The organism is Fictibacillus sp. UD, assembly GCF_043558025.1.
Lineage (GTDB): Bacteria > Bacillota > Bacilli > Bacillales > Fictibacillaceae > Fictibacillus.
In genome coordinates this window covers 192,676-216,610 of record NZ_JARUHH010000005.1, presented here as the reverse complement: position 1 = coordinate 216,610, position 23,935 = coordinate 192,676, and the positions used below count along the sequence as shown (strand labels likewise).

Genomic DNA, 23,935 nt, shown 5'->3' with positions numbered 1-23,935 from the left:
TCAATCACCTCTTATGAAGGCGGCCCTAAAGGAACAGAAGGATTATCTGGATCCGGAATCTGTGGGGCAGGACCTGTAAAACCGCCTGTGTTAAATAATTGCGAAATCGGCTGAATCACTCCTGCACTCCCTATTTGGAGTACAGATGAATTTTGTATACCATCGACTCTAATTTGCTGGATGACGATCGTCTGACTAACAAAAAGATTCATTCTTCCTCCTCCTCATTTTCCGGATAAGGATTGGTTAAGAAGTTACGAACATGCTTTACTCGAGATTGCAGCTTTATGTCATTGACTGAGCCGATATGGAGCAGCGCTGAACTAGACACCCCAAGAATATCAACTTTCCCCACTCTAATAAAAGAGTTCGCGTTATACGTTTCTTTGATCTTGTATGGCGGACATATAGGCACTAAAACAGGCTGTGAAAAAACTTTGTATTTACTGTAAGGAACATTAAAAGTACCAAACTTTGTACTTTCCCTTTGTATGGCAAGTGCGGCAGAATAACAATTGATCTTATCTGAATCTCCCGTCTGAAAAACGGAAGATGAAGCAAGTGAATTAAGGTTAACACAATCGACAATAGATGTTCTGTACATAGCACACCTCTATAGCGGCACGAGTGATGTTCCTAAAACAAGTGATTCAGGCGGTGTGTCAAAAGCTGAACCAAGACTGATGCAATCTGAGTCTCCAATTAATACAACGGAGGATAAACCCACACCAATAATGCTGATTTCTCCGACATACAACTCATGGTTGGTTACGCAAAATTTCATTCTCGTCACCTCCATTAGATTTGGAATCTCTTAAATGAACGATAAATGTTTCGATTCCGCGATAGATGTCCTCTTTGGTTTTTTGAATGATATCTTTTCTGCCTCTTTCATCTTTAGGTTCATATTTTGTAAGATAGTGTTTGATCCGCCCTGGTACTTGACGCTGCACATCTTCGAGTATGAAGATCCGATAGTTCTCATCTAACGGAACATTCATTTTATTTTCAAGAGATTTTAAATAAACAGGAGCTTCTTTTTCGAAAAAGCCATCCATTACTTGTATCATCTCACGGTAGTTTGGATTTTCAATCGAACTTCGCTTCATTTCTCCCGGCATTTGAACTGTATTCTGGCCAATATTGAACTGTTCGATCAAGTCTTTGCTTTCCGCAGAATGCCCAAGACCGATATGAAGTGTCCCTTCGAGCTTCTCGACTTTTAACTGATCAAACTTGTATTCTACCGTTTGAGGTTTTGAAGAAAGTTCTTTCATTTGTTTTTGCAGCTTTTGTATCTGAAGCTCCATCCCTCTGATTTTGTCGTTCTGATCTTGTATCATCTGCTGAAGCTTACTAAGATAATAGTTATTTTCTTCGTTCATACGATCAGCTCCTTAGTAAGATGTATGCCCTCTGCCTAAGGAATTTGCTTGTCGTTTAAAAATTTGCTGCTGCAGTGTTGTCATTCACATCAGGATCTTGCGTATACGTAACGTTGTAGCCATTATGCACACGAAGATTATCACCCGTGTTAAAGGAACCCGCTCCTGCATACGTTTTTGCATAACTAACAGGGCAGATCGTCTGGACATCGCCTACATGAAAGATACTGCCGCTCGATATGGAGTTTACTGATATAGATCCCACTATAGCTGGCATATACGTTCATCCCCACTTTCAAGTACTCCCCACATCGTATGCATTCGCCCATCTTTCTGTTCCTGTACTTCACATTCACCTTTAGGCTTCTACCTACATAACTTATCTGTAAAGGACGACGTCACACTCGTAAATAAAAATAAGGGGGGTGCTGAAGTGCCCTGTTTAATTGTTGCTCCTATTAACATTAATGCAGCAGAAGGGGTTGTGAATTTCGGGGATACATTAGTAATCAATCCAAAAACGACAGGCAAGGGATACAGTGGTTCTGGCGGAGGAAATACAGGGAACTTTATACAAACAATAAATGTGGTCAGTGCTACAAATACGCTGGATCCTGATGTTTTTGATTCCAACAATGCCGGCAATGCGTAGGGGGAATACGGATGTTTGACAAAGGTCCATTGATGCCTTTTTTTAATAACCGTTCTATGGATGACTGGCTAAAATCTTTTGAGCAGTTCGTAAGTAAAGGGATGTCCCAATTCGAGCAATATGCGGAACAAATGTCTTTTGAGGTTGATACAGAAGAAACAGCGGAAGATTATCGAGTTTATGCAAACTTAAAAGAATATAACCCAGAAGATATTCAGATTGAAGTTCTCAACCAAGGGCTTCAAATCAAAGCTCAAAGAGAAGAAATTCGATCGATGAAAAATAAACGAACTGGGCATTTTCAAGAAAGAAAGGCCATGAAACGAACTGAGCGGTTCGTCCAGCTGCCTTTTATGTTTCGAAATGAAGATGTTAAAGCTCAATATACAAATGGAATTCTCACGATAGCCGTCAACAAAAACGGCGGAGAAATGGTGAATCCAACCGTTCCGATTCAAGTCATGAACCAAAACAGCGATACAGGCAGTAATAGTATGAACAGCAATGGTACTGCTGATGTTCCTGGCGATGATGGCTGAAACGCCTGTATAAGAGTAACGGCAACAACAGCAGAACTTTGGTTAGTAAACAAAAATGAAGAGCTCCTTTTCTCAGGAGCTCTTTTTCTATTTGCCTAATGTTGGCGCCAGCCAAACCTCACCCGTTCCTTCAAAAACATGAAGATATCCTTCGCCACTAGTAGCAGACCCAATAATAGAAGAGGAAGCTCGTTTTACTGAAAAATCAATATCCCCTTTTCTTAAGAGCGCGAAGCTGCCATCCACTTGGAGTTTTTCGTTATGAAGCTGTACCTTCATAACTTGCTGCAGTGGTACTGGACTTTGAAGAACGCAAAAGCCTGATCCTTTCAGTTTGGTTTGAAACAGCCCTTCGTCACCTTTTATAGAGGAAGTGAGCTTTTGCCTTGCCACACCTAATTGGACAGAAGGCTCCGCAGCATAAAACATTCCCCGATCTGCCACCACTTCTTCGTCGTTTAAATTCAATAATAAATAGTGGCCGTAAGAAGGTTCCAGGTAGATCTCGCCTGTTCCTTCATATAATGGTTTAAATAGAGATTCTTCTGTTAAGATGTTGGATGCCATCTTCTTCATAAATCCGCCTACTCCGCCAGCATTGCTTTTCAACCCAAGGTCACCTTTCATAAACTGCAGTGCCCCCGCTTCAGCCTGCACAGCTCCTTGTCGTAACGTAATTCGGACTTGTTTTAACGTAATTCCTGTTTCTTTTGCATAATACGAAGAACTTGATCCCGCACTAGTAACGGGCAATTGTTTATATTCGAGGACTTCAAAGGTTGCGCGACGCCCTTCTTCTTTTTCAATTACAGTAAAAAGGGATTCATTCACATAGATCACCCTCCTCTTATTAGCATACCAAAGTGTGACTTTGCGTAAACAAAGCATGGTATAATTCACATAATGAACCTTGGCTAACGCCAAAAGTTTAATAGAGAGGTGTGATTTAAATGCAAAATAAAATCATTCTTGTAACGACAGATTCATTTGGTACTGGTAACGACTCTGCTCTTGGTGAAAACGTGATGGAAACGTATTTTACGGTATTAAAGCAACAATCGGACTTGCCAGCTGCTATCTTTTTTATGAACCGTGGCGTTTACTGTCTCACAGAACAATCTCTTTGTTCGTTGCATCTTAAGGAAATGGAAGATAAAGGCGTAAAAGTGTTCGGTTGCAAAACATGTGTTGACCATTATAACGTGGAAAAGGAACTTGCTGCCGGAGAAATTTCTGGAATGGCGCACTTTGTAGAGCTTTCTGCGAAGTACGAGGTCATTACGATTGCGTAATACATAGTATTAGGAGAAAATGCTCTTTTCGTATACAAGGTTGCTTTTGTTGTTAGTAGTTGATTTCCGCTCCAGGTTGCTCGCTTTCCACGGGGCGTACGGTGAGCCTCCTGCCGCTTTGCGCCATTAGGAGTCTCCACCTGACCGCTCGTCCCGTAGGAGTCTCGCACCTTGCGCTACAACCAACTTGCATAGGAAGAGAGAAATTCCAAAGTGCAGCAATCCTTTAGAGCATAGCCTTAAGAAAGTCAAAGAAAAAGCGCACATCCCAATTTCGCGATGTGCGCTTTTTGCTAGTTATCTTCTTTCTCTAATGATTCTTTTTTCACGTACATTCGAGTCGTCTCGAATTCCAGGTTCTTCTCTGATAACGGTCTCCCTGTGAACAGGTTCTTTTCTTACAGAGAAAAGTCGTTTCAGAAGCATGCCGACTACACCATATACAATAATTGCAATGATCGTGGACAATTCAACCACAAAGCCGTTGGCAAGCTCTATGTTAGGGAAAATGGCTGCAAACGGCAAGAGCAGCGGTTGACTAAGTCCGTAAATAAGCTGTGCGAATGCGGCTCCTTCATTTGCATTAAACAGTTGAAAAATGAAACGTAAAATTAAGATAAGCTGAATGATACCAACAATAAATGAAATAATTGTAGCGGGTACGGAACGTCTCATAGCAATTCCCTCATTTCATTGGATTTGCTTATAAACATACCCTCATTCAATCAACATTATGCGTGATTAATAGGCTTGCTGCTCTTATCATGCTGTAGCAGCCAATTCATAGTAAAATCCACTATTTCTTTTTGCGGAATCAACTTGCATTCCGCGAGCCCAGCTTTCCCTATACTTACGGGATAACCAGCTTTTTCGTATGCCATTCCGATCTCCTCAAATAGTCCTTCTCGATAAATTACCTGAGTGAACGTCTCCCAAACTCTTTTTCCCTCTTTATAAAATGGGCCTGCATTTTCTTCTGTTTTGAGATTCGTTATACGGTGTTCAGCAAGGTGCATTGTTGTGTTCGAATCATAACCAACACCTAATAACAATATAAAACCATCCATTTTGTACATTTTTCCAAGCGGTGATTGTTCACCCAAACCAAAATCTAATGAATGACCGTTTATGATTGTTTCTTTATTCTTTCCCCAAGCAGCAAACGATTCTGTCGGATGATTGCTTCTTAACACTCCTGGAAACGTTCTAAATGCTTCAACAATAGCTCCCATAAAATAGGTCGGAGTGATCTCAGGATCAAAAGCTGGCATTTCCTCTCGAATCACTGGCCACCACTCTTTTGGTACTGGCGGGTTCTGCCATCCTGCAGGATCTGAATAATGAGCAGTATGTGTTGGCATGACTAATGTACCTTCTTCAGTTAGGACATCCATTAAAGCCTGAATGACGGCAACAGGACCGCCGATCACCCACCCTAAAGACTTTAAGCTTGAATGGACGATAACCGTCATCCCCTTCTTCAATCCCAATTTCCGAAGATCATCTGCTAATGAAACTTTTGTTTTCGGATAATCTGTGTTTAATTCTATATCTGTCATTCCGCTCACTACTTTCTCTATTTTTACGACGTTTCCATTATTATAGCAAAGTGGATGGATACTTTTGGATATGATTATTATTGATTGTTTTTGATTATTTGTGATTGATTTTGATTGAAAAATGTAAGGGCTTACGTTACAATGGTGTCAACGAAACTGAACCTATGGAGGTGTCAGGATGCTAACACCTGAAAGACATCGTAAAATCATTGAAGTATTAGGAGAAAAACAAGTCGTAACCATACAAGAATTAGTTGATGCAACAGCGTCCTCTGAATCTACGATACGAAGAGATTTAAGCCAGCTTCAAAAAGAAAGAAAATTAAAACGCGTACACGGCGGTGCTTCTCTTCTTCATCAAAAAAGCGAAGAGTTGAGTGTAGTAGAAAAATCCGCGAGAAATTCTTCTGAAAAAGAAAAAATCGCACAATTTGCCTCTGACTTAATTGAAAAGGGAGATTGCATCTACCTTGATGCAGGTACTACAACGCTGAAGATGATTCCGTTTTTACAAGATAAAGAAGTAACTGTCGTCACAAATGCGATCTCCCATCTTGAAGCTTTGACTGATTACGAGATTAAGACCTATTTAACAGGTGGTCTCGTAAAATCTAAAACAAAAGCACTCGTTGGAAGTGCAGCCATAAATAGCTTAAGTTCGTACCGATTCGATAAAGTGTTTCTTGGAATAAACGGCATTCATCTTCATGCCGGATTTACTACACCAGATCCAGAAGAAGCTGCGGTTAAACAACTAGCTATATCGCTTTCACAAAAAGCGTTCGTACTAGCTGACCATACAAAATTTAACGAAGCATCTTTTTCAAAAGTAGCTGAATTAAACGAAGCTATCATTATCACTAATGAAATTGACGAAGAGATTGCTTACGATTATCAAGACAAAACAGACATAAGGGTTGTGACACCATGATTTATACTTGCACACTCAATCCATCCATCGATTATGTAGCAAGCGTAGAAGATTTCAAAGAAGGCGAATTAAACCGAACAAAAAGCGCACACATATATCCCGGCGGAAAAGGAATAAATGTTTCAAGAGTGCTTAAACGTTTAGGCATCGAGAGTACAGCACTTGGCTACACTGGCGGCTTTACAGGGGCATTCATTAAGGACTTTTTAACAAATGAGGAAATTCTGCACGATTTTATCGATGTTTCAGAAGTTACAAGAATTAATGTGAAACTCAAGGCTCAGCAAGAAACAGAGATTAACGGACAGGGGCCTTTGATCACGGAAAAAGAGCAAAATTCCTTGTTTCAAAAACTTGATGAGATGAACAGAGGCGATATTCTCGTTTTAGCAGGAAGTATCCCCCCCTCCATCTCGGATAATTTTTACGCACACATCACGGAAAAATGTAATCAAAAAGGGATTAAAGCAGTTATCGACACATCTGGAGAAGCTTTAAGAAAAACGTTCAAACATAAACCTTTCTTAATTAAGCCGAATCATCATGAACTCGGTGATCTTTTTCAAGTCACGATTGAAAGTAAAGAAGATGCCATTATTTACGGGAAAAAATTGCTTAAAGAAGGCGTTCAGCATGTAATTGTCTCTATGGCAGGAGAAGGTGCACTTTTCATAAGTAAAGATGACGTACTTTTTGCTAACGTGCCTGTCGGGTCGGTAAAAAACTCTGTTGGTGCTGGAGATTCTGTCGTAGCCGGATTCCTTTCTCAATTTATACAAGAAAGTGAAATTAGAGCAGCGTTTCAATACGGAGTTGCTGCTGGGAGTGCTACTGCATTTTCAGAAGACCTTTGCACTAAAAAACAGGTTGAAATTTTGCAAAAACAGATTCTTATTGAAGAACTACCTAACTTTGGGGAGGAGTTAATATGAAAATCACTGATTTACTAACAAAAAATACGATTTTACTATCTTTAGAAGCTCAATCCAAGGAAGCCGTCATTGACGAACTTATTGAAAAACTGGACTCTGCTGGCAAACTCAATGACAAAGATGAATATAAAAAGGCGATTCTAGCAAGAGAAAGTCAGAGCACAACGGGTATTGGTGAGGGAATTGCAATTCCCCATGCAAAAACAAATGCGGTTAAGGAGCCTGCCATCGCTTTCGGCCGCTCACAAAACGGGATTGACTATGAATCTCTAGATGGTCAGAAAGCGCATTTATTCTTTATGATTGCCGCTTATGAAGGCGCTAACAATGATCATCTAGCGACTCTCTCCCGGCTTTCCAGCTTCTTAATGGATGCTGAATTCAGATCTAGACTTGACTCTGCTAGCTCAGCTGAAGAAATCTTACAAGCAATTGATGCAAAAGAAAAAGAGATGGAGAAAGACGACGATCCCATCGTTGCCTCTTCTAAACAAAAAATCCTAGCTGTTACTGCATGTCCAACAGGAATCGCTCATACGTATATGGCCGCTGATGCTTTAAAAGCAAAAGCAAAGGAAATGGATGTCTTCCTTAAAGTTGAAACAAATGGGTCCAGCGGAGTGAAGGATGAGCTTACTAAAAAGGACATTGAAGAAGCAGATGCAATCATTGTCGCGGCAGATAAGCAGGTGGATATGGAACGTTTCAATGGTAAACATGTCATTCAAGTTCCCGTTGCACAAGGTATTAGAAAGCCACAAGAGCTTATCCAAAAAGCACTGAAGCAAGATGCACCTATATACAAAAGTACTGGGAAATCTTCGTCTGTCGAAGATTCGGAGACTGCTCGTCCTGGAAGGAGCGGATTTTATAAACACTTGATGAGCGGCGTCTCCAACATGCTTCCCTTTGTCGTTGGAGGAGGAATCTTAATCGCCATCTCATTTATCTTTGGCATTAATGCAGCCGATCCTAAAGATCCTTCTTATCACCCGATCGCTGAAGCACTAAGTACAATTGGAGGCGGGAACGCTTTTGCTCTTATGATTCCAGTGCTGGCTGGATTTATCGCGATGAGTATAGCGGATAGACCTGGATTTGCACCAGGTATGGTTGGAGGATTAATGGCAGCAACTGGTGGTGCTGGTTTCTTAGGCGGATTGATCGCTGGTTTCTTAGCTGGCTATCTTGTAGTCGGGTTAAAGAAGCTTTTCAGCCATTTGCCTAACTCGTTAGAAGGAATCAAACCAGTCCTTTTATACCCACTATTCGGCATTCTCTTAACTGGTCTCATTATGATGTTCATTGTAATCGAACCTGTAAAAGCATTGAACGACGCATTAACCGTTTGGTTGAAAGGAATGGGCACTGGCAATCTTGTCTTGCTTGGTTTGATTTTAGGCGGAATGATGGCGGTCGATATGGGTGGTCCTATCAATAAAGCAGCTTTCACATTTGGAATTGCGATGATTGATGCTGGCAACTTTGCTCCACATGCTGCGATCATGGCTGGTGGAATGGTTCCGCCACTAGGGATCGCTTTATCCACTACCATTTTTAAAAAGAAATATACAAAAGCTGAAAGAGAAGCAGGTAAAACAAATTACATTATGGGAGCTTCGTTCATTACGGAAGGTGCAATACCATTCGCAGCAGCCGATCCAGGCCGTGTAATTCCTGCTGCAATTGCAGGTTCAGCTATAGCTGGTGCGCTTTCAATGGTGTTTGGCATCGGACTTCCGGCCCCGCACGGAGGAGCGTTCGTCATTCCGATCGTAAATGGAAACCCATTGCTTTATGTATTAGCGATTCTGATCGGTTCTATCGTGACTGCTCTTATTGCCGGTGGCTTGAAGAAAGAAGTACAAGAAGACAAAAAAGAACTCGCTGCTTAAGCGGGTTCTTTTTTTGTGTGCTGTTTATATTCCCTTTGGAATCCATTGTCCTAGGATCTCACCCATTTTGACTGAGCCCTTTTTGCCAGTGAAGTTTAACGCTCCTTTTGGAATACATAGAACAACTGTGGAACCAAATGAGAAATATCCATACGAATCTCCTCTTTTAACAACAGGCTCATGATTCGTGCGTTCAATCGTATTAACATTCAACGCACCAACCATAACATGTGCAAGTGGTTGACCAGCCGCATTGAGTTTGGAAACCAGCCTGTAATTACGGGTCAACGGCCGAATGCCATGGCGTAAACCTAGTTCATTAACTGGTGCAGCCTCTCGTCCAAGTGTATATACAGACTTAACTTCAGCATCCACTGGAACATGTACTTGATGATAATCTGTAGGACTTAAATAAAAAACAAATACTTGTCCTCCAGAATACTTCCTAGCTTCTGTTTCAGAACCTAAAAGTTCAGCAACTGTATATTCTTGTCCTTTTACAGTAAAACGGCTTTCCTCTGTAAGCTCATCAACAACGGATAAAACGCCGTCGCACGGACTCACAAACGCATTAGTTTCTAATGTAATCGGGCGCGCATCTGGCTTTAAATCACGTACAAAAACGTCGTGAAGTGAGCTGTATTCATGAAGCTGACGGGTCGCCTCGTTAATATTGATTTTGTACAATTTAACAAAATGCGGGATTAAAGGTTTACTTACTTTGGACTGAGCAAACCTTTTTAATGAACGTGCTATAACCGGATGACCGTTCAATTCAAACAAATTTCTATAAAATCGTGTCATATTCATCTACTATCACCTGCTTTATTTAAATGAATGTTATCATTATCGATAACGGTTCCTGATGTTGGAAATTGCTTATATGCAAAGTATAAATCATTCTGCAAAATATATCAGCCTTTCTATTGCCTTTATTGTTTCTCTTTTGGTTCTGGCACTAACATCTGCACGAGCGTAACCTTTTTATTTCGTTTAGTAGGCCTGTTAGGAACGTATTTACTGATTAACTCCTGCATACCACGGCTCAATTCTTCCCACTCTTCTCCATCTAAATAAAGATCTAATTGATTATACCCAAATATGTCTGTATTTAGATTTGTATCACCATTTAAATAAGCTTCAACGTCTCCAGTAATATTGGATATAAACGTCATAAACATCTTCATGTGGTCTTCTTTTGAAAGATTAGCTGCTTCCTCAGCTGAAATGTATGCCGTATCCTGTTCAAGCGCATAAGTCCGTTCAACAGCACCACGGATCTTTCTCTCGTCTGTTACATATATGATCTCGTTCTTATTAAGTACGTTTAAATGTCGATATAGTGTGGCTTGCGGGACATCTGATATCCATCCCCTTAATTCCGAAACGGTAGCTGAACCTTTTGCAAGGTGCTGTATGATCTTCATGCGAACAGGATGTAAAATTAAATCCGCTTTACTTTTTTGATTCATAAAACCATCCTTTTGTTATTGTTATCGATAATGATAATAATAATTGTTAAAATTGTCAACAAAAAAAGCGCCCTGTCAATAGGACGCTTCTTCATCTTCATGCTGCTGCATGTTCATTATTTTTTTCATCACTTTTACTTTGACCGATACTCCAACCTGTGAACGCTAATAATAACGTAAACATTGGTGATAGCCATAGGAATAAAGCAAATGGGATATATTCAACAACGGATACCCCTAAGGTTGAAGCGAAGAATGCACCACTTACACTCCAAGGTACGAGCGGATTAACAAGTGTTCCACCATCTTCTACTGTTCGAGATAAGTTTTTTAATGGAACTCCCGATTTTACATAAGCATCTTTTAACGCCTGGCCCGGTAAAAGGATTGAAAGATACATTTCACCTGCAAGCAAATTGATCCCAACAGAAGAAGCTAGTGTTGTCGCAATCAATTTACCAGCTTTTTGTGTTGTGTCTTTTACTGCTCCAAATAACAGATCGAACATTCCAAGAGCTTGAATGACTCCACCTAATGCTAGAGCTACTAAAACAAGTGAGATCGACCACATCATAGCCATCAGTCCACCTTTGTTGACTATGCTATCTACTGTCGCGTTCCCTGTTTCAGCCTGTAATCCGTTCTGCATCACATTGATCACTTTTTGCAATGTCAGATCAGGCACTAAGAAAAATCCTACTGCAATTGAAACAATTACTCCGGTTAACAAGATAGGTATGATCGGCAGTTTGCGGAATGCTAAAACCAAAACAACGATCGGTGACACAAGTGTTAAGGCATGAATTGGAAATTCACTTGAAAGCACGGATTGAATTTCTTTGATTTCTTGAAGATTTGCGCTGCCTCCATTTCCTCCGAGAAAAAAGAAAGCGATAGCTGTTAAAATAAATGCAGGTACAGTCGTCCACATCATATGACGGATGTGTTCAAACATATTCACTCCCACAACCCCAGGTGCAAAGTTCGTTGAATCCGATAATGGTGACATCTTGTCTCCAAAGCATGCACCAGATACAATTGCACCCGCTGCTAATGCAGGATTAACGCCCAGCACGTGGCTGATTCCCATTAGTGCTACACCCACCGTACCAACTGTCGTGAAAGAACTTCCAGTAAATGTGGAAACAATCACCGTAATGAACAGCGCACTTACTGCGAACCACTCTGGTTGTATGATATCCATTCCGTAAAACAAAAGTGTCGGGACTGTTCCGCTTAACATCCAGCTGGCAATGACAAGTCCGACCGTCAATAAGATCATAATCGGCTGCAATCCTGATATGATGCCGTTTAGTATTCCTTTCTCAATCGTTTTCCACGGAGCTCCGAACGCTGCACCTACAGCTCCGAGCAATACTAAACAGGCTAATAACGGGATATGAGGTTCTACTTTTATATATACAAGACTCGTAAACATAACAGCAAAGATCGCTGCAAATAAAACGAGTGCCACTGGCAATGTCATTTGTCTTTTCATGATGAATCTCTCCGTTCGTATTAATCAAAAGATTAATTCACTATTGCACTTAAACGCTTTTATGCGTTGAAGTGTGTGTGTAACTGTTTTTCATGATAACGGACTTTATAGAAGCTGTCAACATCACCAGCATGGTAAATTAAAGAAGAGACATTGAACGGAGGCTGATTGGTATTGTACAAAATTCGAAGTTCTGTAAAAGCATTGATTATTAAAGATAACCACGTGTTAACGATAGAAAAAGGAATTAAGGGCAGCAGCAAATATGTTATACCGGGTGGTGGTCAAAATTTTAACGAGACCCTTGCTAATGCAGTCGTACGAGAGTGTTTCGAGGAAATCGGAGTAGAAGTTCAGGTTGGTAAGCTCGTTTGGGTTCGAGAATTTATTAGTAAAAACCACATCATCGAGCAGCAGGAAAATAACCAAGCACACATCGTGGAGCATATTTTTGATGTGAAGATTGATGAAGGAATTCTTGACGAGTTTTCACCCAATGAACCCGATTCAACTCAACTCGGTGTTGTTTGGCTGCCTATTTCTAAACTATCTGAATTTAATTTCTTTCCGAAAGAACTAATTCCTATGATTCAGCAGATAAATGATAGTAAATACATAGGACAAACCTATGTTGGTGACATCAATTAGTACAAGACATAACAATCAAGCGAGTTATTAAAGACAAAAAAGAGCAGGCTTCATTACCTGCTCCTTTTCTATCTATCTTCCCCGTCTCGCAAAATCAACGAATCGGAACTTATCTAATCGGTGGCGTGACTCTGTGTATTGAAAAAGGCTGGCATCATCCAGGTACACATAGTTTTTCACGACTACGATATGTTTGAAGCCGCCTAAATCCAGCAATCTCTTATCTTCTTCCGTACAATCTACAACCACGATTTCTTTTTTGGCAAAACTGATCTTCAATCCTAACTCATTCTCCAAATAATCGTAAATGGATCTTGCTGCAATTTCCTTCGAAAGCTTTGGAACATATTTTTTTAAAAAATAATCTTTGTCCAAAATGATGGTCTCACCATCAATTTGTCTCGAACGAAGAACTTTCCATATCAGCTCGTCTGAATCTGTCTGCAGCTGCTGCTGTAAAAATTGGTCTGGCTCGATCAGTCCGAAATCATGAACGGTCGTTACACTGCTTTTCCCCATCGTTTCTGAAAGCTCTTGAAAGCTGACTAGACCAGAAATAGGAAAGCTGAGCTTGTTTGTTTCTAAGACGATTGAGCCTTTACCACGAATCTTTTGAATAAATCCGTTTTGGGATAAGAGGTTGAGTGCCTTTCTGACCGTTTCCCTAGACGTATCGTAACGGTCAGCAAGGTCATGTTCTGAAGGAAGCTGCGTATTCGCACGAAGCTCTCCTTCTTGTATTTGAGTTGATAGCTCTTGATAGATTTCTTGAAATTTATTTTTTCGCATCATTATTCACCATGAATATTGTAGCATTATTTTTTTAAGTGAAAAACGACAGATTCATACGGTCTTAATGTGAATGAAGTAAAATCTTTGGCTGCGGATTCGTAATTGCTGATCAACACATTTGAATCTAGACTTGAAACATCGATATCTTCAGGAAGATTAAAGTCTGATTCTTTTCCATAGAAGTTATTAATGACCAGCAGTTTCTCCCCATTCTCTGCGTTACGAACATATGCAAAGATCTCAGGGTGATTCTCTAAAATCAGCTCGTAATCCCCATACGTTATTAAATCCACATCTTTTCGAAGCTGATTTAATTTTTTGTAATGATAAAAAATTGAATTTTGATCGTTAACTGCAGCTTCTGCATTAATTTCTTTATAGTTCTCAGCTACTGGAATCCAAGGCTCACCTGACGTGAAACCTGCATTGTCACTGTTATCCCATTGAACAGGCGTACGCGAATTATCTCGTGATTTGTGTTTTAGGATTTCTAATATCTCGTCTTCACTGCGTCCTTCTTCTTTCAATAGGTTGAACATGTTTAACGACTCAACATCACGGTACTGGTGGATAGACTCAAACTTTGGATTTGTCATCCCGAATTCTTCACCTTGATAGATATAAGGTGTCCCCTGCATCATGTGGATGGTTGTTGCGAGCATTTTCGCTGATTCAACTCGATACTTCCCGTCATTACCATAACGGGAAACGATTCGCGGCTGATCGTGATTACACCAGAATAGAGCGTTCCAACCGCCGCCTTTATGCATTTCAACTTGCCACGTTGACAAGATTTCTTTTAGCTTTAAAAAGTCAAAATCAGCGACACTCCACTTCTCACCGTTTGGATAATCCACTTTTAAATGGTGGAAGTTGAAAGTCATGCTTAATTCGTTCCGATCGGGGTTTGTATATTTTACACAGTTATCGATCGTGGTAGATGACATTTCCCCTACAGTAAGAACGTCATATTTTGAGAAAACTTCACGGTTCATCTCTTGCATATATTCGTGTACTCGCGGTCCATCTGTGTAGAATTTACGTCCATCACCAGGAGGTACCGAACCATCGTCGTTTGGAAATTCTTGATTTTTTGAAATGAGATTGATCACATCCAGACGGAATCCATCTACCCCTTTTTCAAACCAATAGTTCATCATTTCATATACCTTTTGACGAACTTCAGTGTTTTCCCAATTTAAATCTGCTTGAGTTACGTCAAAGAGATGGAGATAATATTGACCTGTTTCCTCATCAAGTTTCCAAGCAGATCCTCCAAACTTCGATATCCAGTTCGTAGGCTCTCCATCTTCAACAGGGTCTTTCCAAATATAAAAGTCACGGTAAGGATTATTTTTTGATAGTCGTGAAGCTTGAAACCATTCATGTTCTGTACTTGTATGGTTCACAACGATGTCCATAATGATTTTTAAATCTCGCTTATGAGCTTCCGCCAGTAAACGATCAAAGTCTTCCATCGTGCCATAATCTTCAAAGATTTTATAATAATCACGAATATCATAGCCGTTGTCGCGCTGAGGAGAGTCATAGATAGGAGTCAGCCATAATACGTCTACTCCTAGATTTTTAAGGTAATCAAGCTTGTCTATAATTCCTTGTATATCTCCTGTTCCGTTGCCTGTCGTGTCATTAAAACTTTTTGGATAGATTTGATAAACGACCGATCGCTTCCACCATGGTTCTTTCTTCATATTTTCCACCGCCATAAAATTGTAGTAGTCATGAAAACAACCGGAAATTCGTGCTGCTCTCCCGGTTGTTCCTGTTAATTTGTTTTACTTGGCTTTTTTAACTTTTGCATAAATGTATGTTAGTACAAATGGTACGACGAGTGCGATCCCCATCCCAATAAAGAAAGATCCCCAGCTGCCTGGCAGGATTGATAGGAATCCTGGAATACCGCCGACACCAATAGATGATGCGCGGACTCCGGCAATCGTAATCACGATACCTGCAATTGCAGAACCGATCATCGCGAAAATGAAAGGATAACGGAAGCGTAAGTTCACCCCGAACATCGCCGGTTCTGTAATTCCAAGGTAAGCGGATAATGCTGAAGTTCCAGCTAGTCCCTTAAGCTTTTCGTCACGTGATGCGACAAACATAGCAAGTGCAGCCGAACCTTGAGCGATATTAGATAGTGCAAGCATCGGCCATAAGAATGTGCCGCCTGTGTTTGAAATAAGCTGCAGATCGACCGCTAAGAACGTATGGTGCATTCCTGTTACAACGAGTAATGAATAGAAACCGCCATAGATCAATCCGCCTAACCAAGCAAAGTTATCAAAAATAGATACGAAAAAGTCCGTAACAGCATTACCTATTGAGAATGTAATTGGTCCGATAACGATGAATGCTAAAAATCCTGTAACTAATAATGTAATCGGCGCTACTAATAAAAGCTGCAATGCATCTGGAATTCGCTTTTTCAAGAAAAGCTCTATTTTTGCTTTTTGCAAGAACATAAGATGCGATTAATACTGGCAGAACTTGACCTTGGTAACCGACTTTTTCAATCGGAAGTCCGAATAGATTCCATGTTGGAATGTCTTTCGTCTTACCATAGTCCCATGCATTTAAAAGATCTGGGTGGACAAGCATCAATCCAAGAACGATACCTAGTAATGGACTTCCGCCAAATTTCTTAACCGCTGACCAGCCGATCAGTCCTGGCAAAAATACGAATGCGGTGTTCGCGATTAAATTAATGATTCCAGCTAGATCTGCCCAGTTTTTATGAACATCTATAAATGATTTCTCATCATAAAAAATTCCTGGACCTGTAAGGATGTTGTTGATACCCATCAATAGACCTGCAGTTACGATGGCAGGGAGAATCGGGATAAAAATATCTGCAAGAGCTTTGATCGCTCGTTGAAGTGGATTAAGCTTCTTACTCGCTTCGTCTTTAATGTCTTCTTTAGAAGCTCGGCCGGTTCCTGTGATATCGATAAACTCGTTGTACACTTTATCAACCGTACCCTGACCGATTACGACTTGATATTGGCCGTTTGTTGAGAAAGATCCTTTTACTAGATCAATTTCCTCCAACGCTTTCTCGTCCACTTTTCCTTCATCTTTAAGAGCTAGACGCAGGCGAGTAACACAGTGCGTTGCTGCTGATATATTTTCTTTACCGCCAAGAGCTTCGACGATTTGTTCAGCTGATTCGCGAATTTTGCTCATAATGTTCCCTCCTAGAAACCGTTTCCATACAACGTGATAAAAAAAGTCTTATACCTCTGTACCCTTTTTTATCATTTGATGAAAACTAGTTCTTTAATCAAATGTGTACAAGCGTTTACACAAAGTACATAACTTGTATATACATATCTTGAAATTAATTTAACCTGTATATACAAATAAGTCAATGGATACGTTTTCACTGGTGCGATTTACCTGTATTGGGTAATCCTCAACTTTTCCTTTTCCCTTTATCTTTTGCTATAATCTGTTACAGGTAGAGAAACGAGAATAAAGGAGATTTTAATGATGGCACCTAATAAAGCACTTACAATTGCAGGTTCGGATACAAGCGGCGGCGCTGGTATTCAAGCCGATTTAAAAACGTTCCAGGAGCTAGGCGTTTACGGGATGACCGCTTTAAATGTCGTGGTCGCTCAAGACCCGCACCGTGAATGGTTCCATGAAGTATTCATGCTTCCACTCGATCTTTTTAAAGCACAATTAGAAACAGTCGTATCCGGAATTGGCGTTGATGCACTTAAAACAGGTATGCTTGCTTCTGTTGAAGTGATCCAAACAACGGCTGAATTAATTGAGAAGCATAATCTTCAAAATGTAGTGGTTGATCCGGTTATGGTTTGTAAAGGTGCTGAGCCTCTTCACCCAGAACTTGCGAGCACACTTCAAAATGTACTAGTTCCTAAAGCAACAGTTGTTACGCCAAACCTTTTTGAAGCAGCACAGCTTGCTGGAATGGCACCAATCACAACGGTTGAACAAATGATGGAAGCTGCTCAAAAGATTCAAGCAAATGGGGCGAAATATGTAATCGTCAAAGGCGGCGGAAAATTAGACCATGAAAGTGCCGTTGACGTTTTATATGATGGAGAAGAATTTGAAGTACTAGAATCTGATAGAATCGAAACAACGTGGACGCACGGTGCCGGCTGCACATTCTCAGCAGCTATTACTGCTGAGCTTGCAAAAGGAAAACCTGCACGCGAGGCGATCCTCACTGCTAAAGACTTCATCACAGAAGCGATCGCAGCAGGTTTTGAATTAAACAAATACGTAGGCCCAACTTGGCATGGCGCTTACCGCGAGAAATTAAACAAATAATTTATGGAGAGACTGATCTTGTTGATTAGTCTCTTTCTTTATTTTTTCAAGACTTCTAGCGGTGTAAAATTTAGAAGGCTCACAGCAAACCATCCTCGCAGCGGAGATCAACTATCCTCAAAGCTAGCAGAATTTGCAAACATTTTAAATAAGATATTTGGTTTTACATTCTCTTCACTGACAAGTTGATTGGAGCGCAAGGTGCAAGACTCCTGCGGGACGAGCGGTCAGGTGGAGACTCCTAAGGACGCAAAGCGTCGAGGAGGCTCAACGCACGCCCCGCGGAAAGCGAAGCACCTGGAGCTGAAATCAACTGCTTTCAACCAACAGAGTAAACAAACATAGGCAAATCATACACGTTATTTTGAGTTTTGAATTATAATAAGTACATCTATTCTGCACAGGAGTGTGAAGGTATGCAGCTCATACAAGCCAATGAAATCCAGAACACGCTGGATCAGCTTATTGGAAAAGAACTTTATCTACATTTAGAAACAACTAATGGTGCTTATGCCAATCACAATAACGATAGTGTCCTTACAGTTAACGCATATATCCGAAATGGAAAAGTGACTCCCCTATCAGGAAAAATCATGGGCAACGGTCCATTTAGAGTCGGCTTAAAGATCGAACTAGGATGGATTTATGCAGAAGGATTAACACATTGGGAAATTGATTCTGAAGGAAGGTTGCTGATGGCTGGCCATGATCAAGAAGGCCGCCTGGCAGTAGCTCTTCAGCTTAGCTCTTCCCCATTTGATGTATAAGGAGGTTACATTATGAACGATCATTTATTAGTGATCTTCCCTCATCCAGACGATGAAGCTTTCGGGGTGTCGGGAACGATTGCTCAACATACAAAAAAAGGATTACCCGTTACCTACATCTGCTTAACCCTTGGTCAAATGGGAAGAAACATGGGAAATCCGCCGTTTGCTACACGTGAATCGCTTCCTCTAATTCGTCAAAAAGAACTGGAAGATGCTTGTGCGGCAGTAGGAATTGAAGATCTACGGCAGTTCGGATTACGGGATAAGACGGTAGAATTTGAAGATGAGAAGTTCTTAGCAGACCAATTTTTATCCGTTATAGAAGAAGTGAAACCAACAAGGCTTATCACTTTTTATCCGGGGTACAGCGTTCACCCTGATCACGAAGCTACAGCAAGAGCTGTCGTTCGTGCAGTTAAGAGCATGCCGGAGCTGGAGCGTCCTGAACTTTTGTGCGTGGCTTTCGCAAAAAATTCTGAGGCGGAACTTGGTGCTCCACATATCGTAACGGATATCTCTGATGTATTTGAGGAAAAAATGAATTGCATTAAAGCGCATAGATCACAAACCCAATGGCTCGTTGATAGCGTAGAAAAAGATCCTGCCATGCTAGAATGGGTAAAAAACGAAAGGTTTTGGCGTTATCCATTATAATTTTATCTTATAAGAACTCGATGTCCTCCCAAGGCTTTGAGTTCTTTTTTTAGTACAGATACTTGAATTTTCAAAAAAATGTACAAATCCATGTGGCATTTTTCTCCTATTGTGGTATACTAATTGTAACAAATCGTTCACATTTTAGACGCTAATTCGTCAAAATTGTAAGCGTAAACAATACTTCAAGGGGTTGATTAGTAATGGATGTTTTTATGGTTTACTTATTCGTAGCGACTGCCACACCACTATTTTTGTGGAATGATAGTCGTAAGTTAGCCTTATGGCAAACGCCGTTCATCGCCCTGTTATGGACTTACGTTGTGTTATTTATGGCTAATGACAGCTTAAGCTTATTCGTTCATAGTTTCTTCATCACAGTCTTCATTGCAAACGTCGTATTTGCTCATTACGCAGCATACATCGTATGGGGTCGTCCATATCTGGCGAAACGCAAAATGGAAAAAGCTAAATATTAATTATTAACGTTAATCCCCTCTTTTTCAGAGGGGTTTTTGCATATTATGGAAAAATCATCTCTTGAAATTTCTTTGTATACATTGCTTTGCACCTTTCTGTCACCCTCTCACACCCTATGTTATAAATAACCCTCTTTTCTTCCGTTTTCTTCACTTTTTGCCCGTTTTCTACACTATCTCATCAAACCCTGTTGTGTTTAAATCTCACCATGTTATACTCGTTACCGTTGTATTTTTGACCGGAAAACAAATTTAACACTTAACAAAACAGGAGTGATTTTAACTAGATATGGATTTAAATAATTCAATGAATAAACGTATTGTCATTAAAATTGGATCTAGTTCTTTAACTAGCAGACTTGGAGATATCAGCAGACGAAAACTTGAACGACTAGTGGATGAAGTTGTGAAATTAAAAGATGATGGGCATGAAGTGTTACTTGTATCATCAGGTGCAGTTGCTGCGGGTTATAGACGATTAGGCTGTCTAAATCGTCCAACTTCTTTAGCTGAAAAACAAGCTGCAGCTTCTATCGGACAAGGTCTTTTAATGGAAGCCTATTCTGAACGATTTGTTTCGCACGGATATACCGCATCACAGATTTTGATTACGAGAAGTGATTTTTCAGATCGTGATCGCTATCACAACGCTCGTAACACAATAAATGTACTTTTAGACCGTGGTATCATTCCGATCGTAAACGAAAATGACACTGTTACCGTTGAACGCTTGAAGTTTGGTGACAACGATACGCTTTCAGCAAAAGTTGCAGGTCTTGTTGATGCAGACCAGCTCATTATTCTATCTGATATTGACGGGCTGTATACAGAAGACCCTCGAAAAAATCCAGAAGCGAAGTTACTAACGAGAGTGAATGAAATCACACCAGAAATTGAAGAATCAGCAGGTGAACCAGGCAGTGAAGTGGGAACTGGCGGTATGCGCTCTAAGATCGATGCTGTAAAGATTGCCATGGCGTCAGGTATCTCGTCATTCCTCGGCAATGCTACTTCAACAGGCATTATTCATCAGGCGGTCGAAGGTAATGCTCGTGGTACTTATTTTGTACCTGATAAAAACGAGTTCAACCTTGATACTAAGCGCCAATGGATTGCCTTTCATTCAGGGCCAGAAGGCGAGATTGTTGTCTCAAATAAAGCCAAACAAGGCATTGATGAACTTAAAAGCCTTTACCCTACTGGCATTCGTTATGTGAGCGGCCATTTCAAAAAAGGCTCTGTCGTTCGTATTAAGGACTTGGATGGAAATGAAGTTGGTCTTGGCGTTTCCAACTATTCGTCTAAGCAGCTGATTAAGATTAAAGGAATTTCAAGCCATGAATTGAACGATGTTGGTCCTGAAGAGGCGATCAACAATAACGATCTAGTCTGCCACACTCGTTTGGCAGTTCCTATTCACTAATTTTGAAAATAAAAAATGTAATGATTGAAAAATTCAAGGAGGCGTTGGATGAGTACTTTTAATAGTACAACCAAACAAATTAACGTTAAGGATCAAGCAAAATTAGCACAGCAAGCTTCTAAAAAGCTAGCGCTGTTAAGTGAAAAAGAAAAGAACGAAGCATTATTAACGATTGCAGATATTTTAGAAAAAGAATCTGATTTTATCTTAAAAGAAAACAAAAAAGATTTGGATAACGGCGAGGATAAAGGGTTTTCTGAAGCCTTGATGGATCGTTTGCGATTAACCGAAAAGCGTGTGAAAGAATTTGCAGATGGCTTGCGTGAGGTTGTTGAGCTAAAGGATCCTGTTGGCGAGATTTTGTCAGACTGGACGCTGGATAACGGACTAAAAGTTGAACAAGTACGCGTTCCGTTAGGCGTTATCGGAATGATCTACGAGGCTCGTCCGAATGTAACAGTAGACGCAACTGGTTTAGCATTGAAATCAGGTAATGCGATCGTTCTGAAAGGCGGATCGAACGCGATTCACTCTAATTCCGCAATTGTGTCAGTCATTCATAAGGCATTGGCCGCGACAAAAATTCCTGAAGCAGCTGTACAATTTATCGCTTCTACCGATCGAGAAGCCGCGGGCCAATTGTTTACGATGAAAGAACATATTGACGTGCTGATTCCTCGTGGCGGAGGTTCTCTCATCAAGACCGTGGTAGAAAATGCAACAGTTCCTGTCCTTGAGACGGGTGTGGGTAACTGTCACGTTTATGTGGATCAGTTTGCAGACGTGGAAAAGGCGCTGGCAATCTTGGAAAACGCTAAAACCGACCGACCAGCAGTTTGTAATGCTGCAGAGACATTTATTTTCCATGAAGCTTGGCTGGTGAAGAATGCTGCTAGAGTTCAGGAACTTTTTGAAAAGCACGGTATTGAAATACATGGTGATGAAAAAGCTGCCGAGGTATTGCCGGATGTGGTGCCGGCTAACGAAAAAGACTGGGCAGAAGAGTATTTAAGCTTAGCAGTTGCTGTTAAAGTGGTAAGTTCTGTTGAAGAGGCTGTCTCTCATATCGAGCGTTATGGCACCAAGCACTCAGAAGCGATTGTGACTGAGGATGCAGAGAACGCTGTGCATTTCTTAAATCTTGTTGATGCAGCAGCTGTATACCATAATGCCTCGACCCGTTTTACAGACGGCTCAGCGCTCGGATTTGGAGCTGAGATCGGAATCTCAACACAGAAACTGCATGCCCGTGGACCGATGGGATTACCAGCATTAACGACGATCAAGTATCGTATGACTGGTGATGGACAGGTTAGGTAATAAGATAGTAGGCAGTCCCTTTTGGGGCTGTCTTTTTTTGTATATTTTTGTAGAAACGAAGCAGGTAAATTGGCTACTGTGGCAGAATATTTTTATGTGAAAGGGGGTCGTTTATGTTAATTAAAGATCGTACGAAATCTGTTAGGATTAAAAAACTTGAAGTTATGCAGCGTAGAATTATTAGGCATCACCAAAGGTATTTATCGATAGAAGATGAGTTGAGCGGCAGATTAGCCGGACACTTCGGTGAGCAATCGAATGATTATTTTTTAAAACCTTTCTGCGATTTTTCAGTTTTTCACGATTTAAGATTGTCAGCTCATGATAGCTATTTTCAAATCGACACCTTACTTCTCTCCCCTCGTTACCTTTTGAACCTCGAAGTTAAGTACATTACCGGAACATTAGTTTTTGACCACCTCAACCAGGTCATCCGATTGAAGGATGACGGCACTGAAGAAGCTTTTAAAAATCCTATCTTTCAAGTGAAACGCCAGCAATCCCATTTGATCGAATGGATGGCGAAGAATCGTATACCTCCCATTCCCGTCCGTTCTCTAGTTGTTATGAGCAATCCTAGAACCATCATTAAGGCCCCTCCTTCGAATAAAGAAGTCCCTCAATATATTACGCATAGTCCCTATTTGCAGGAAAGAATTAAAGTGATAGATAAGATGTATGGAGAGGAAAAATTGACTAAGAAAGAGTTGAGTAAACTGTCAAAGATGCTCGTTCGACATCATATTCCAGAAAACCCTGACTTACAAAAAAGGTATCAGATTGAAGAAAAGGACATTATCAAGGGTGTTTATTGTACTGAGTGCTTTTATATGCCGGTTCATCGAAGACGAGGTACATGGACATGTCCAAAATGCAGTTTCAATTCTAAAGATCTTCATCTAAATTCTTTATTAGATTACGCACTCTTGTTTGGAACTAGCATTACAAATAAGCAGCTTTGTGAATTTCTTTGCCTTAAATCAAGACATGTAGCAAAGCGACTATTGTTTGAAATGAATCTCCCACATACAGGTGGATGTAAGGGACGAATCTATTCCTTACCTGAACTAAAATAGATGTTCTTTTTTTCTTCTGTAATGCTTCAAAATCTTTTGTTCCGCTCGTAAATCTCTAGTTCCGCTCGTAAAATCCTTGTTCCGCTCGTAAAATCCTAGTTCCGCTCGTAAATCTCTAGTTCCGCTCGTAAAATCCTAGTTCCGCTCGTAAATCTCTAGTTCCGCTCGTAAAACCCTAGTTGCGCTCGTAAAATCCTTGTTCCGCTCGTAAATCTCTAGTTCCGCTCGTAAAACCCTAGTTGCGCTCGTAACATCCTTGTTCCACTCGTAAATCTCTGGTTCCGCTCGTAAA

At 40.6% G+C, this 23,935-nt stretch carries 28 protein-coding genes and 1 pseudogene; 15 read left to right on the top strand and 14 right to left on the bottom strand.

Annotated elements, in window-relative coordinates; genetic code table 11:
- Window positions 1-11: 11 nt before the first annotated feature.
- Genes P8610_RS10900 through P8610_RS10880 form a run of 5 tightly spaced genes read right to left on the bottom strand, consistent with a single transcriptional unit; the run spans window position 12 to window position 1,662 of the window.
- Window positions 12-212, bottom strand: a complete 201-nt coding sequence (locus tag P8610_RS10900) for a spore germination protein GerPB (RefSeq protein ID WP_289497159.1) — start codon at window positions 210-212, stop codon at window positions 12-14.
- Window positions 209-604, bottom strand: coding sequence for a spore germination protein GerPE (locus P8610_RS10895; protein ID WP_289497160.1), 396 nt, complete (start codon window positions 602-604; stop codon window positions 209-211). Before P8610_RS10895 ends, P8610_RS10900 begins: the two co-directional genes overlap by 4 nt.
- A 9-nt stretch (window positions 605-613) precedes the next feature.
- Window positions 614-784, bottom strand: coding sequence for a spore gernimation protein GerPD (locus tag P8610_RS10890; protein WP_289497161.1), 171 nt, complete (start codon window positions 782-784; stop codon window positions 614-616).
- Window positions 759-1,385, bottom strand: coding sequence for a spore germination protein GerPC (gene gerPC / locus P8610_RS10885; protein ID WP_394604406.1), 627 nt, complete (start codon window positions 1,383-1,385; stop codon window positions 759-761). The genes P8610_RS10890 and gerPC overlap by 26 nt, the downstream gene beginning before the upstream one ends.
- Before the next feature lie 55 nt (window positions 1,386-1,440).
- Window positions 1,441-1,662: a spore germination protein gene (locus tag P8610_RS10880; RefSeq protein ID WP_394604405.1), complete on the bottom strand. Its 222-nt coding sequence runs from the start codon at window positions 1,660-1,662 to the stop codon at window positions 1,441-1,443.
- Window positions 1,663-1,818: 156 nt separating this feature from the next.
- Between P8610_RS10880 and P8610_RS10875 the strand changes: the two genes are divergently transcribed.
- Window positions 1,819-2,037 carry a spore germination protein gene (locus tag P8610_RS10875; protein ID WP_251323247.1) on the top strand — a complete coding sequence of 73 codons (219 nt, stop codon included), beginning with the start codon at window positions 1,819-1,821 and terminating at the stop codon, window positions 2,035-2,037.
- 11 nt (window positions 2,038-2,048) lie between these two features.
- On the top strand, window positions 2,049-2,576 hold the full coding sequence (locus tag P8610_RS10870) for an Hsp20/alpha crystallin family protein (RefSeq protein WP_394604404.1): 528 nt from the start codon (window positions 2,049-2,051) through the stop codon (window positions 2,574-2,576).
- 87 nt (window positions 2,577-2,663) lie between these two features.
- Here P8610_RS10870 and P8610_RS10865 read toward each other — a convergent pair whose 3' ends face one another.
- Window positions 2,664-3,407, bottom strand: a complete 744-nt coding sequence (locus P8610_RS10865) for an AIM24 family protein (protein ID WP_289497165.1) — start codon at window positions 3,405-3,407, stop codon at window positions 2,664-2,666.
- Between the two features lie 119 nt (window positions 3,408-3,526).
- Here P8610_RS10865 and P8610_RS10860 point away from each other — a divergent pair, with 119 nt between their 5' ends.
- A complete protein-coding gene (locus P8610_RS10860; protein ID WP_066243245.1) occupies window positions 3,527-3,868 on the top strand; it encodes a DsrE family protein in 342 nt (113 codons plus the stop codon).
- A gap of 297 nt (window positions 3,869-4,165) precedes the next feature.
- Here the strand turns inward: P8610_RS10860 and P8610_RS10855 are convergent, their stop codons facing one another.
- On the bottom strand, window positions 4,166-4,543 hold the full coding sequence (locus tag P8610_RS10855; RefSeq protein WP_394604403.1) for a YggT family protein: 378 nt from the start codon (window positions 4,541-4,543) through the stop codon (window positions 4,166-4,168).
- Window positions 4,544-4,599: 56 nt separating this feature from the next.
- Entirely contained in the window at window positions 4,600-5,427 is an 828-nt protein-coding gene (locus tag P8610_RS10850) for an aminoglycoside N(3)-acetyltransferase (protein ID WP_394604402.1), read from the bottom strand.
- A gap of 178 nt (window positions 5,428-5,605) precedes the next feature.
- On the opposite strand from P8610_RS10850, the gene P8610_RS10845 reads away from it, so the two are divergent.
- From P8610_RS10845 to P8610_RS10835, 3 genes are read left to right on the top strand one after another with little or no spacing between them, the layout of a single operon-like run.
- A complete protein-coding gene (locus P8610_RS10845) occupies window positions 5,606-6,358 on the top strand; it encodes a DeoR/GlpR family DNA-binding transcription regulator (RefSeq protein ID WP_394604401.1) in 753 nt (250 codons plus the stop codon).
- The gene (pfkB, locus tag P8610_RS10840) at window positions 6,355-7,290 is read left to right on the top strand and encodes a 1-phosphofructokinase (protein WP_394604400.1); all 936 of its coding nucleotides are present in this window, start codon (window positions 6,355-6,357) and stop codon (window positions 7,288-7,290) included. Before P8610_RS10845 ends, pfkB begins: the two co-directional genes overlap by 4 nt.
- Window positions 7,287-9,185, top strand: coding sequence for a PTS fructose transporter subunit IIABC (locus tag P8610_RS10835; protein WP_394604399.1), 1,899 nt, complete (start codon window positions 7,287-7,289; stop codon window positions 9,183-9,185). The genes pfkB and P8610_RS10835 overlap by 4 nt, the downstream gene beginning before the upstream one ends.
- A gap of 24 nt (window positions 9,186-9,209) precedes the next feature.
- On the opposite strand, the gene P8610_RS10830 is transcribed toward P8610_RS10835, so the two are convergent.
- From P8610_RS10830 to nhaC, 3 genes are all read right to left on the bottom strand, one after another.
- On the bottom strand, window positions 9,210-9,995 hold the full coding sequence (locus P8610_RS10830; protein WP_394604398.1) for a phosphatidylserine decarboxylase: 786 nt from the start codon (window positions 9,993-9,995) through the stop codon (window positions 9,210-9,212).
- Between the two features lie 122 nt (window positions 9,996-10,117).
- Entirely contained in the window at window positions 10,118-10,657 is a 540-nt protein-coding gene (locus P8610_RS10825; protein ID WP_394604397.1) for a helix-turn-helix domain-containing protein, read from the bottom strand.
- A 97-nt stretch (window positions 10,658-10,754) separates the two neighbouring features.
- Complete coding sequence (gene nhaC, locus P8610_RS10820; protein WP_394604396.1) at window positions 10,755-12,155, bottom strand: Na+/H+ antiporter NhaC; 1,401 nt, start codon at window positions 12,153-12,155, stop codon at window positions 10,755-10,757.
- 174 nt (window positions 12,156-12,329) lie between these two features.
- Between nhaC and P8610_RS10815 the strand changes: the two genes are divergently transcribed.
- Entirely contained in the window at window positions 12,330-12,803 is a 474-nt protein-coding gene (locus tag P8610_RS10815; protein WP_394604395.1) for an NUDIX domain-containing protein, read from the top strand.
- A 72-nt stretch (window positions 12,804-12,875) separates the two neighbouring features.
- Here P8610_RS10815 and treR read toward each other — a convergent pair whose 3' ends face one another.
- The 3 genes and pseudogenes from treR to treP form a co-directional block, all read right to left on the bottom strand.
- The gene (treR, locus tag P8610_RS10810; RefSeq protein WP_289497175.1) at window positions 12,876-13,592 is read right to left on the bottom strand and encodes a trehalose operon repressor; all 717 of its coding nucleotides are present in this window, start codon (window positions 13,590-13,592) and stop codon (window positions 12,876-12,878) included.
- Window positions 13,593-13,618: 26 nt separating this feature from the next.
- Window positions 13,619-15,307 (bottom strand): alpha,alpha-phosphotrehalase, encoded by a 1,689-nt coding sequence (gene treC / locus P8610_RS10805; protein ID WP_394604394.1) that lies wholly within the window; start codon window positions 15,305-15,307, stop codon window positions 13,619-13,621.
- Window positions 15,308-15,391: 84 nt separating this feature from the next.
- A pseudogene (gene treP / locus P8610_RS10800) lies at window positions 15,392-16,802 on the bottom strand (PTS system trehalose-specific EIIBC component).
- 306 nt (window positions 16,803-17,108) lie between these two features.
- On the opposite strand from treP, the gene pdxK reads away from it, so the two are divergent.
- The 8 genes from pdxK (at window position 17,109) to P8610_RS10760 (ending at window position 23,643) form a co-directional block, all read left to right on the top strand.
- Window positions 17,109-17,921, top strand: coding sequence for a pyridoxine/pyridoxal/pyridoxamine kinase (gene pdxK, locus P8610_RS10795; RefSeq protein WP_289497701.1), 813 nt, complete (start codon window positions 17,109-17,111; stop codon window positions 17,919-17,921).
- 201 nt (window positions 17,922-18,122) lie between these two features.
- Window positions 18,123-18,266: a hypothetical protein gene (locus tag P8610_RS10790; protein ID WP_394604393.1), complete on the top strand. Its 144-nt coding sequence runs from the start codon at window positions 18,123-18,125 to the stop codon at window positions 18,264-18,266.
- A 71-nt stretch (window positions 18,267-18,337) separates the two neighbouring features.
- Window positions 18,338-18,688 carry a YojF family protein gene (locus P8610_RS10785; protein ID WP_394604392.1) on the top strand — a complete coding sequence of 117 codons (351 nt, stop codon included), beginning with the start codon at window positions 18,338-18,340 and terminating at the stop codon, window positions 18,686-18,688.
- A gap of 12 nt (window positions 18,689-18,700) precedes the next feature.
- On the top strand, window positions 18,701-19,345 hold the full coding sequence (gene bshB2, locus P8610_RS10780) for a bacillithiol biosynthesis deacetylase BshB2 (protein ID WP_394604391.1): 645 nt from the start codon (window positions 18,701-18,703) through the stop codon (window positions 19,343-19,345).
- 203 nt (window positions 19,346-19,548) lie between these two features.
- The gene (locus tag P8610_RS10775; protein ID WP_066243203.1) at window positions 19,549-19,824 is read left to right on the top strand and encodes a spore morphogenesis/germination protein YwcE; all 276 of its coding nucleotides are present in this window, start codon (window positions 19,549-19,551) and stop codon (window positions 19,822-19,824) included.
- A 289-nt stretch (window positions 19,825-20,113) separates the two neighbouring features.
- Window positions 20,114-21,247 (top strand): glutamate 5-kinase, encoded by a 1,134-nt coding sequence (gene proB, locus P8610_RS10770; RefSeq protein ID WP_394604390.1) that lies wholly within the window; start codon window positions 20,114-20,116, stop codon window positions 21,245-21,247.
- Window positions 21,248-21,295: 48 nt separating this feature from the next.
- Window positions 21,296-22,567: a glutamate-5-semialdehyde dehydrogenase gene (locus P8610_RS10765; protein ID WP_394604388.1), complete on the top strand. Its 1,272-nt coding sequence runs from the start codon at window positions 21,296-21,298 to the stop codon at window positions 22,565-22,567.
- Between the two features lie 113 nt (window positions 22,568-22,680).
- The gene (locus P8610_RS10760) at window positions 22,681-23,643 is read left to right on the top strand and encodes a nuclease-related domain-containing protein (protein ID WP_394604387.1); all 963 of its coding nucleotides are present in this window, start codon (window positions 22,681-22,683) and stop codon (window positions 23,641-23,643) included.
- Window positions 23,644-23,935 lie beyond the last annotated feature (292 nt).

Excerpts from the sequence above, each read along its gene's own strand:
- P8610_RS10760 (WP_394604387.1), top strand. The coding sequence starts at position 22,681 with ATGTTAATTAAAGATCGTACGAAATCTGTTAGGATTAAAAAACTTGAA.
- P8610_RS10890 (WP_289497161.1), bottom strand. The coding sequence starts at position 784 with ATGAAATTTTGCGTAACCAACCATGAGTTGTATGTCGGAGAAATCAGC.
- P8610_RS10900 (WP_289497159.1), bottom strand. The coding sequence starts at position 212 with ATGAATCTTTTTGTTAGTCAGACGATCGTCATCCAGCAAATTAGAGTC.
- gerPC (WP_394604406.1), bottom strand. The coding sequence starts at position 1,385 with ATGAACGAAGAAAATAACTATTATCTTAGTAAGCTTCAGCAGATGATA.
- pdxK (WP_289497701.1), top strand. The coding sequence starts at position 17,109 with ATGGCACCTAATAAAGCACTTACAATTGCAGGTTCGGATACAAGCGGC.
- P8610_RS10850 (WP_394604402.1), bottom strand. The coding sequence starts at position 5,427 with ATGACAGATATAGAATTAAACACAGATTATCCGAAAACAAAAGTTTCA.
- treC (WP_394604394.1), bottom strand. The coding sequence starts at position 15,307 with ATGAAGAAAGAACCATGGTGGAAGCGATCGGTCGTTTATCAAATCTAT.
- P8610_RS10845 (WP_394604401.1), top strand. The coding sequence starts at position 5,606 with ATGCTAACACCTGAAAGACATCGTAAAATCATTGAAGTATTAGGAGAA.
- P8610_RS10880 (WP_394604405.1), bottom strand. The coding sequence starts at position 1,662 with ATGCCAGCTATAGTGGGATCTATATCAGTAAACTCCATATCGAGCGGC.
- P8610_RS10860 (WP_066243245.1), top strand. The coding sequence starts at position 3,527 with ATGCAAAATAAAATCATTCTTGTAACGACAGATTCATTTGGTACTGGT.
- nhaC (WP_394604396.1), bottom strand. The coding sequence starts at position 12,155 with ATGAAAAGACAAATGACATTGCCAGTGGCACTCGTTTTATTTGCAGCG.
- P8610_RS10775 (WP_066243203.1), top strand. The coding sequence starts at position 19,549 with ATGGATGTTTTTATGGTTTACTTATTCGTAGCGACTGCCACACCACTA.
- P8610_RS10785 (WP_394604392.1), top strand. The coding sequence starts at position 18,338 with ATGCAGCTCATACAAGCCAATGAAATCCAGAACACGCTGGATCAGCTT.
- P8610_RS10765 (WP_394604388.1), top strand. The coding sequence starts at position 21,296 with ATGAGTACTTTTAATAGTACAACCAAACAAATTAACGTTAAGGATCAA.
- P8610_RS10825 (WP_394604397.1), bottom strand. The coding sequence starts at position 10,657 with ATGAATCAAAAAAGTAAAGCGGATTTAATTTTACATCCTGTTCGCATG.
- P8610_RS10855 (WP_394604403.1), bottom strand. The coding sequence starts at position 4,543 with ATGAGACGTTCCGTACCCGCTACAATTATTTCATTTATTGTTGGTATC.
- bshB2 (WP_394604391.1), top strand. The coding sequence starts at position 18,701 with ATGAACGATCATTTATTAGTGATCTTCCCTCATCCAGACGATGAAGCT.
- P8610_RS10895 (WP_289497160.1), bottom strand. The coding sequence starts at position 604 with ATGTACAGAACATCTATTGTCGATTGTGTTAACCTTAATTCACTTGCT.
- P8610_RS10830 (WP_394604398.1), bottom strand. The coding sequence starts at position 9,995 with ATGAATATGACACGATTTTATAGAAATTTGTTTGAATTGAACGGTCAT.
- P8610_RS10870 (WP_394604404.1), top strand. The coding sequence starts at position 2,049 with ATGTTTGACAAAGGTCCATTGATGCCTTTTTTTAATAACCGTTCTATG.
- pfkB (WP_394604400.1), top strand. The coding sequence starts at position 6,355 with ATGATTTATACTTGCACACTCAATCCATCCATCGATTATGTAGCAAGC.
- proB (WP_394604390.1), top strand. The coding sequence starts at position 20,114 with ATGGATTTAAATAATTCAATGAATAAACGTATTGTCATTAAAATTGGA.
- P8610_RS10835 (WP_394604399.1), top strand. The coding sequence starts at position 7,287 with ATGAAAATCACTGATTTACTAACAAAAAATACGATTTTACTATCTTTA.
- treR (WP_289497175.1), bottom strand. The coding sequence starts at position 13,592 with ATGCGAAAAAATAAATTTCAAGAAATCTATCAAGAGCTATCAACTCAA.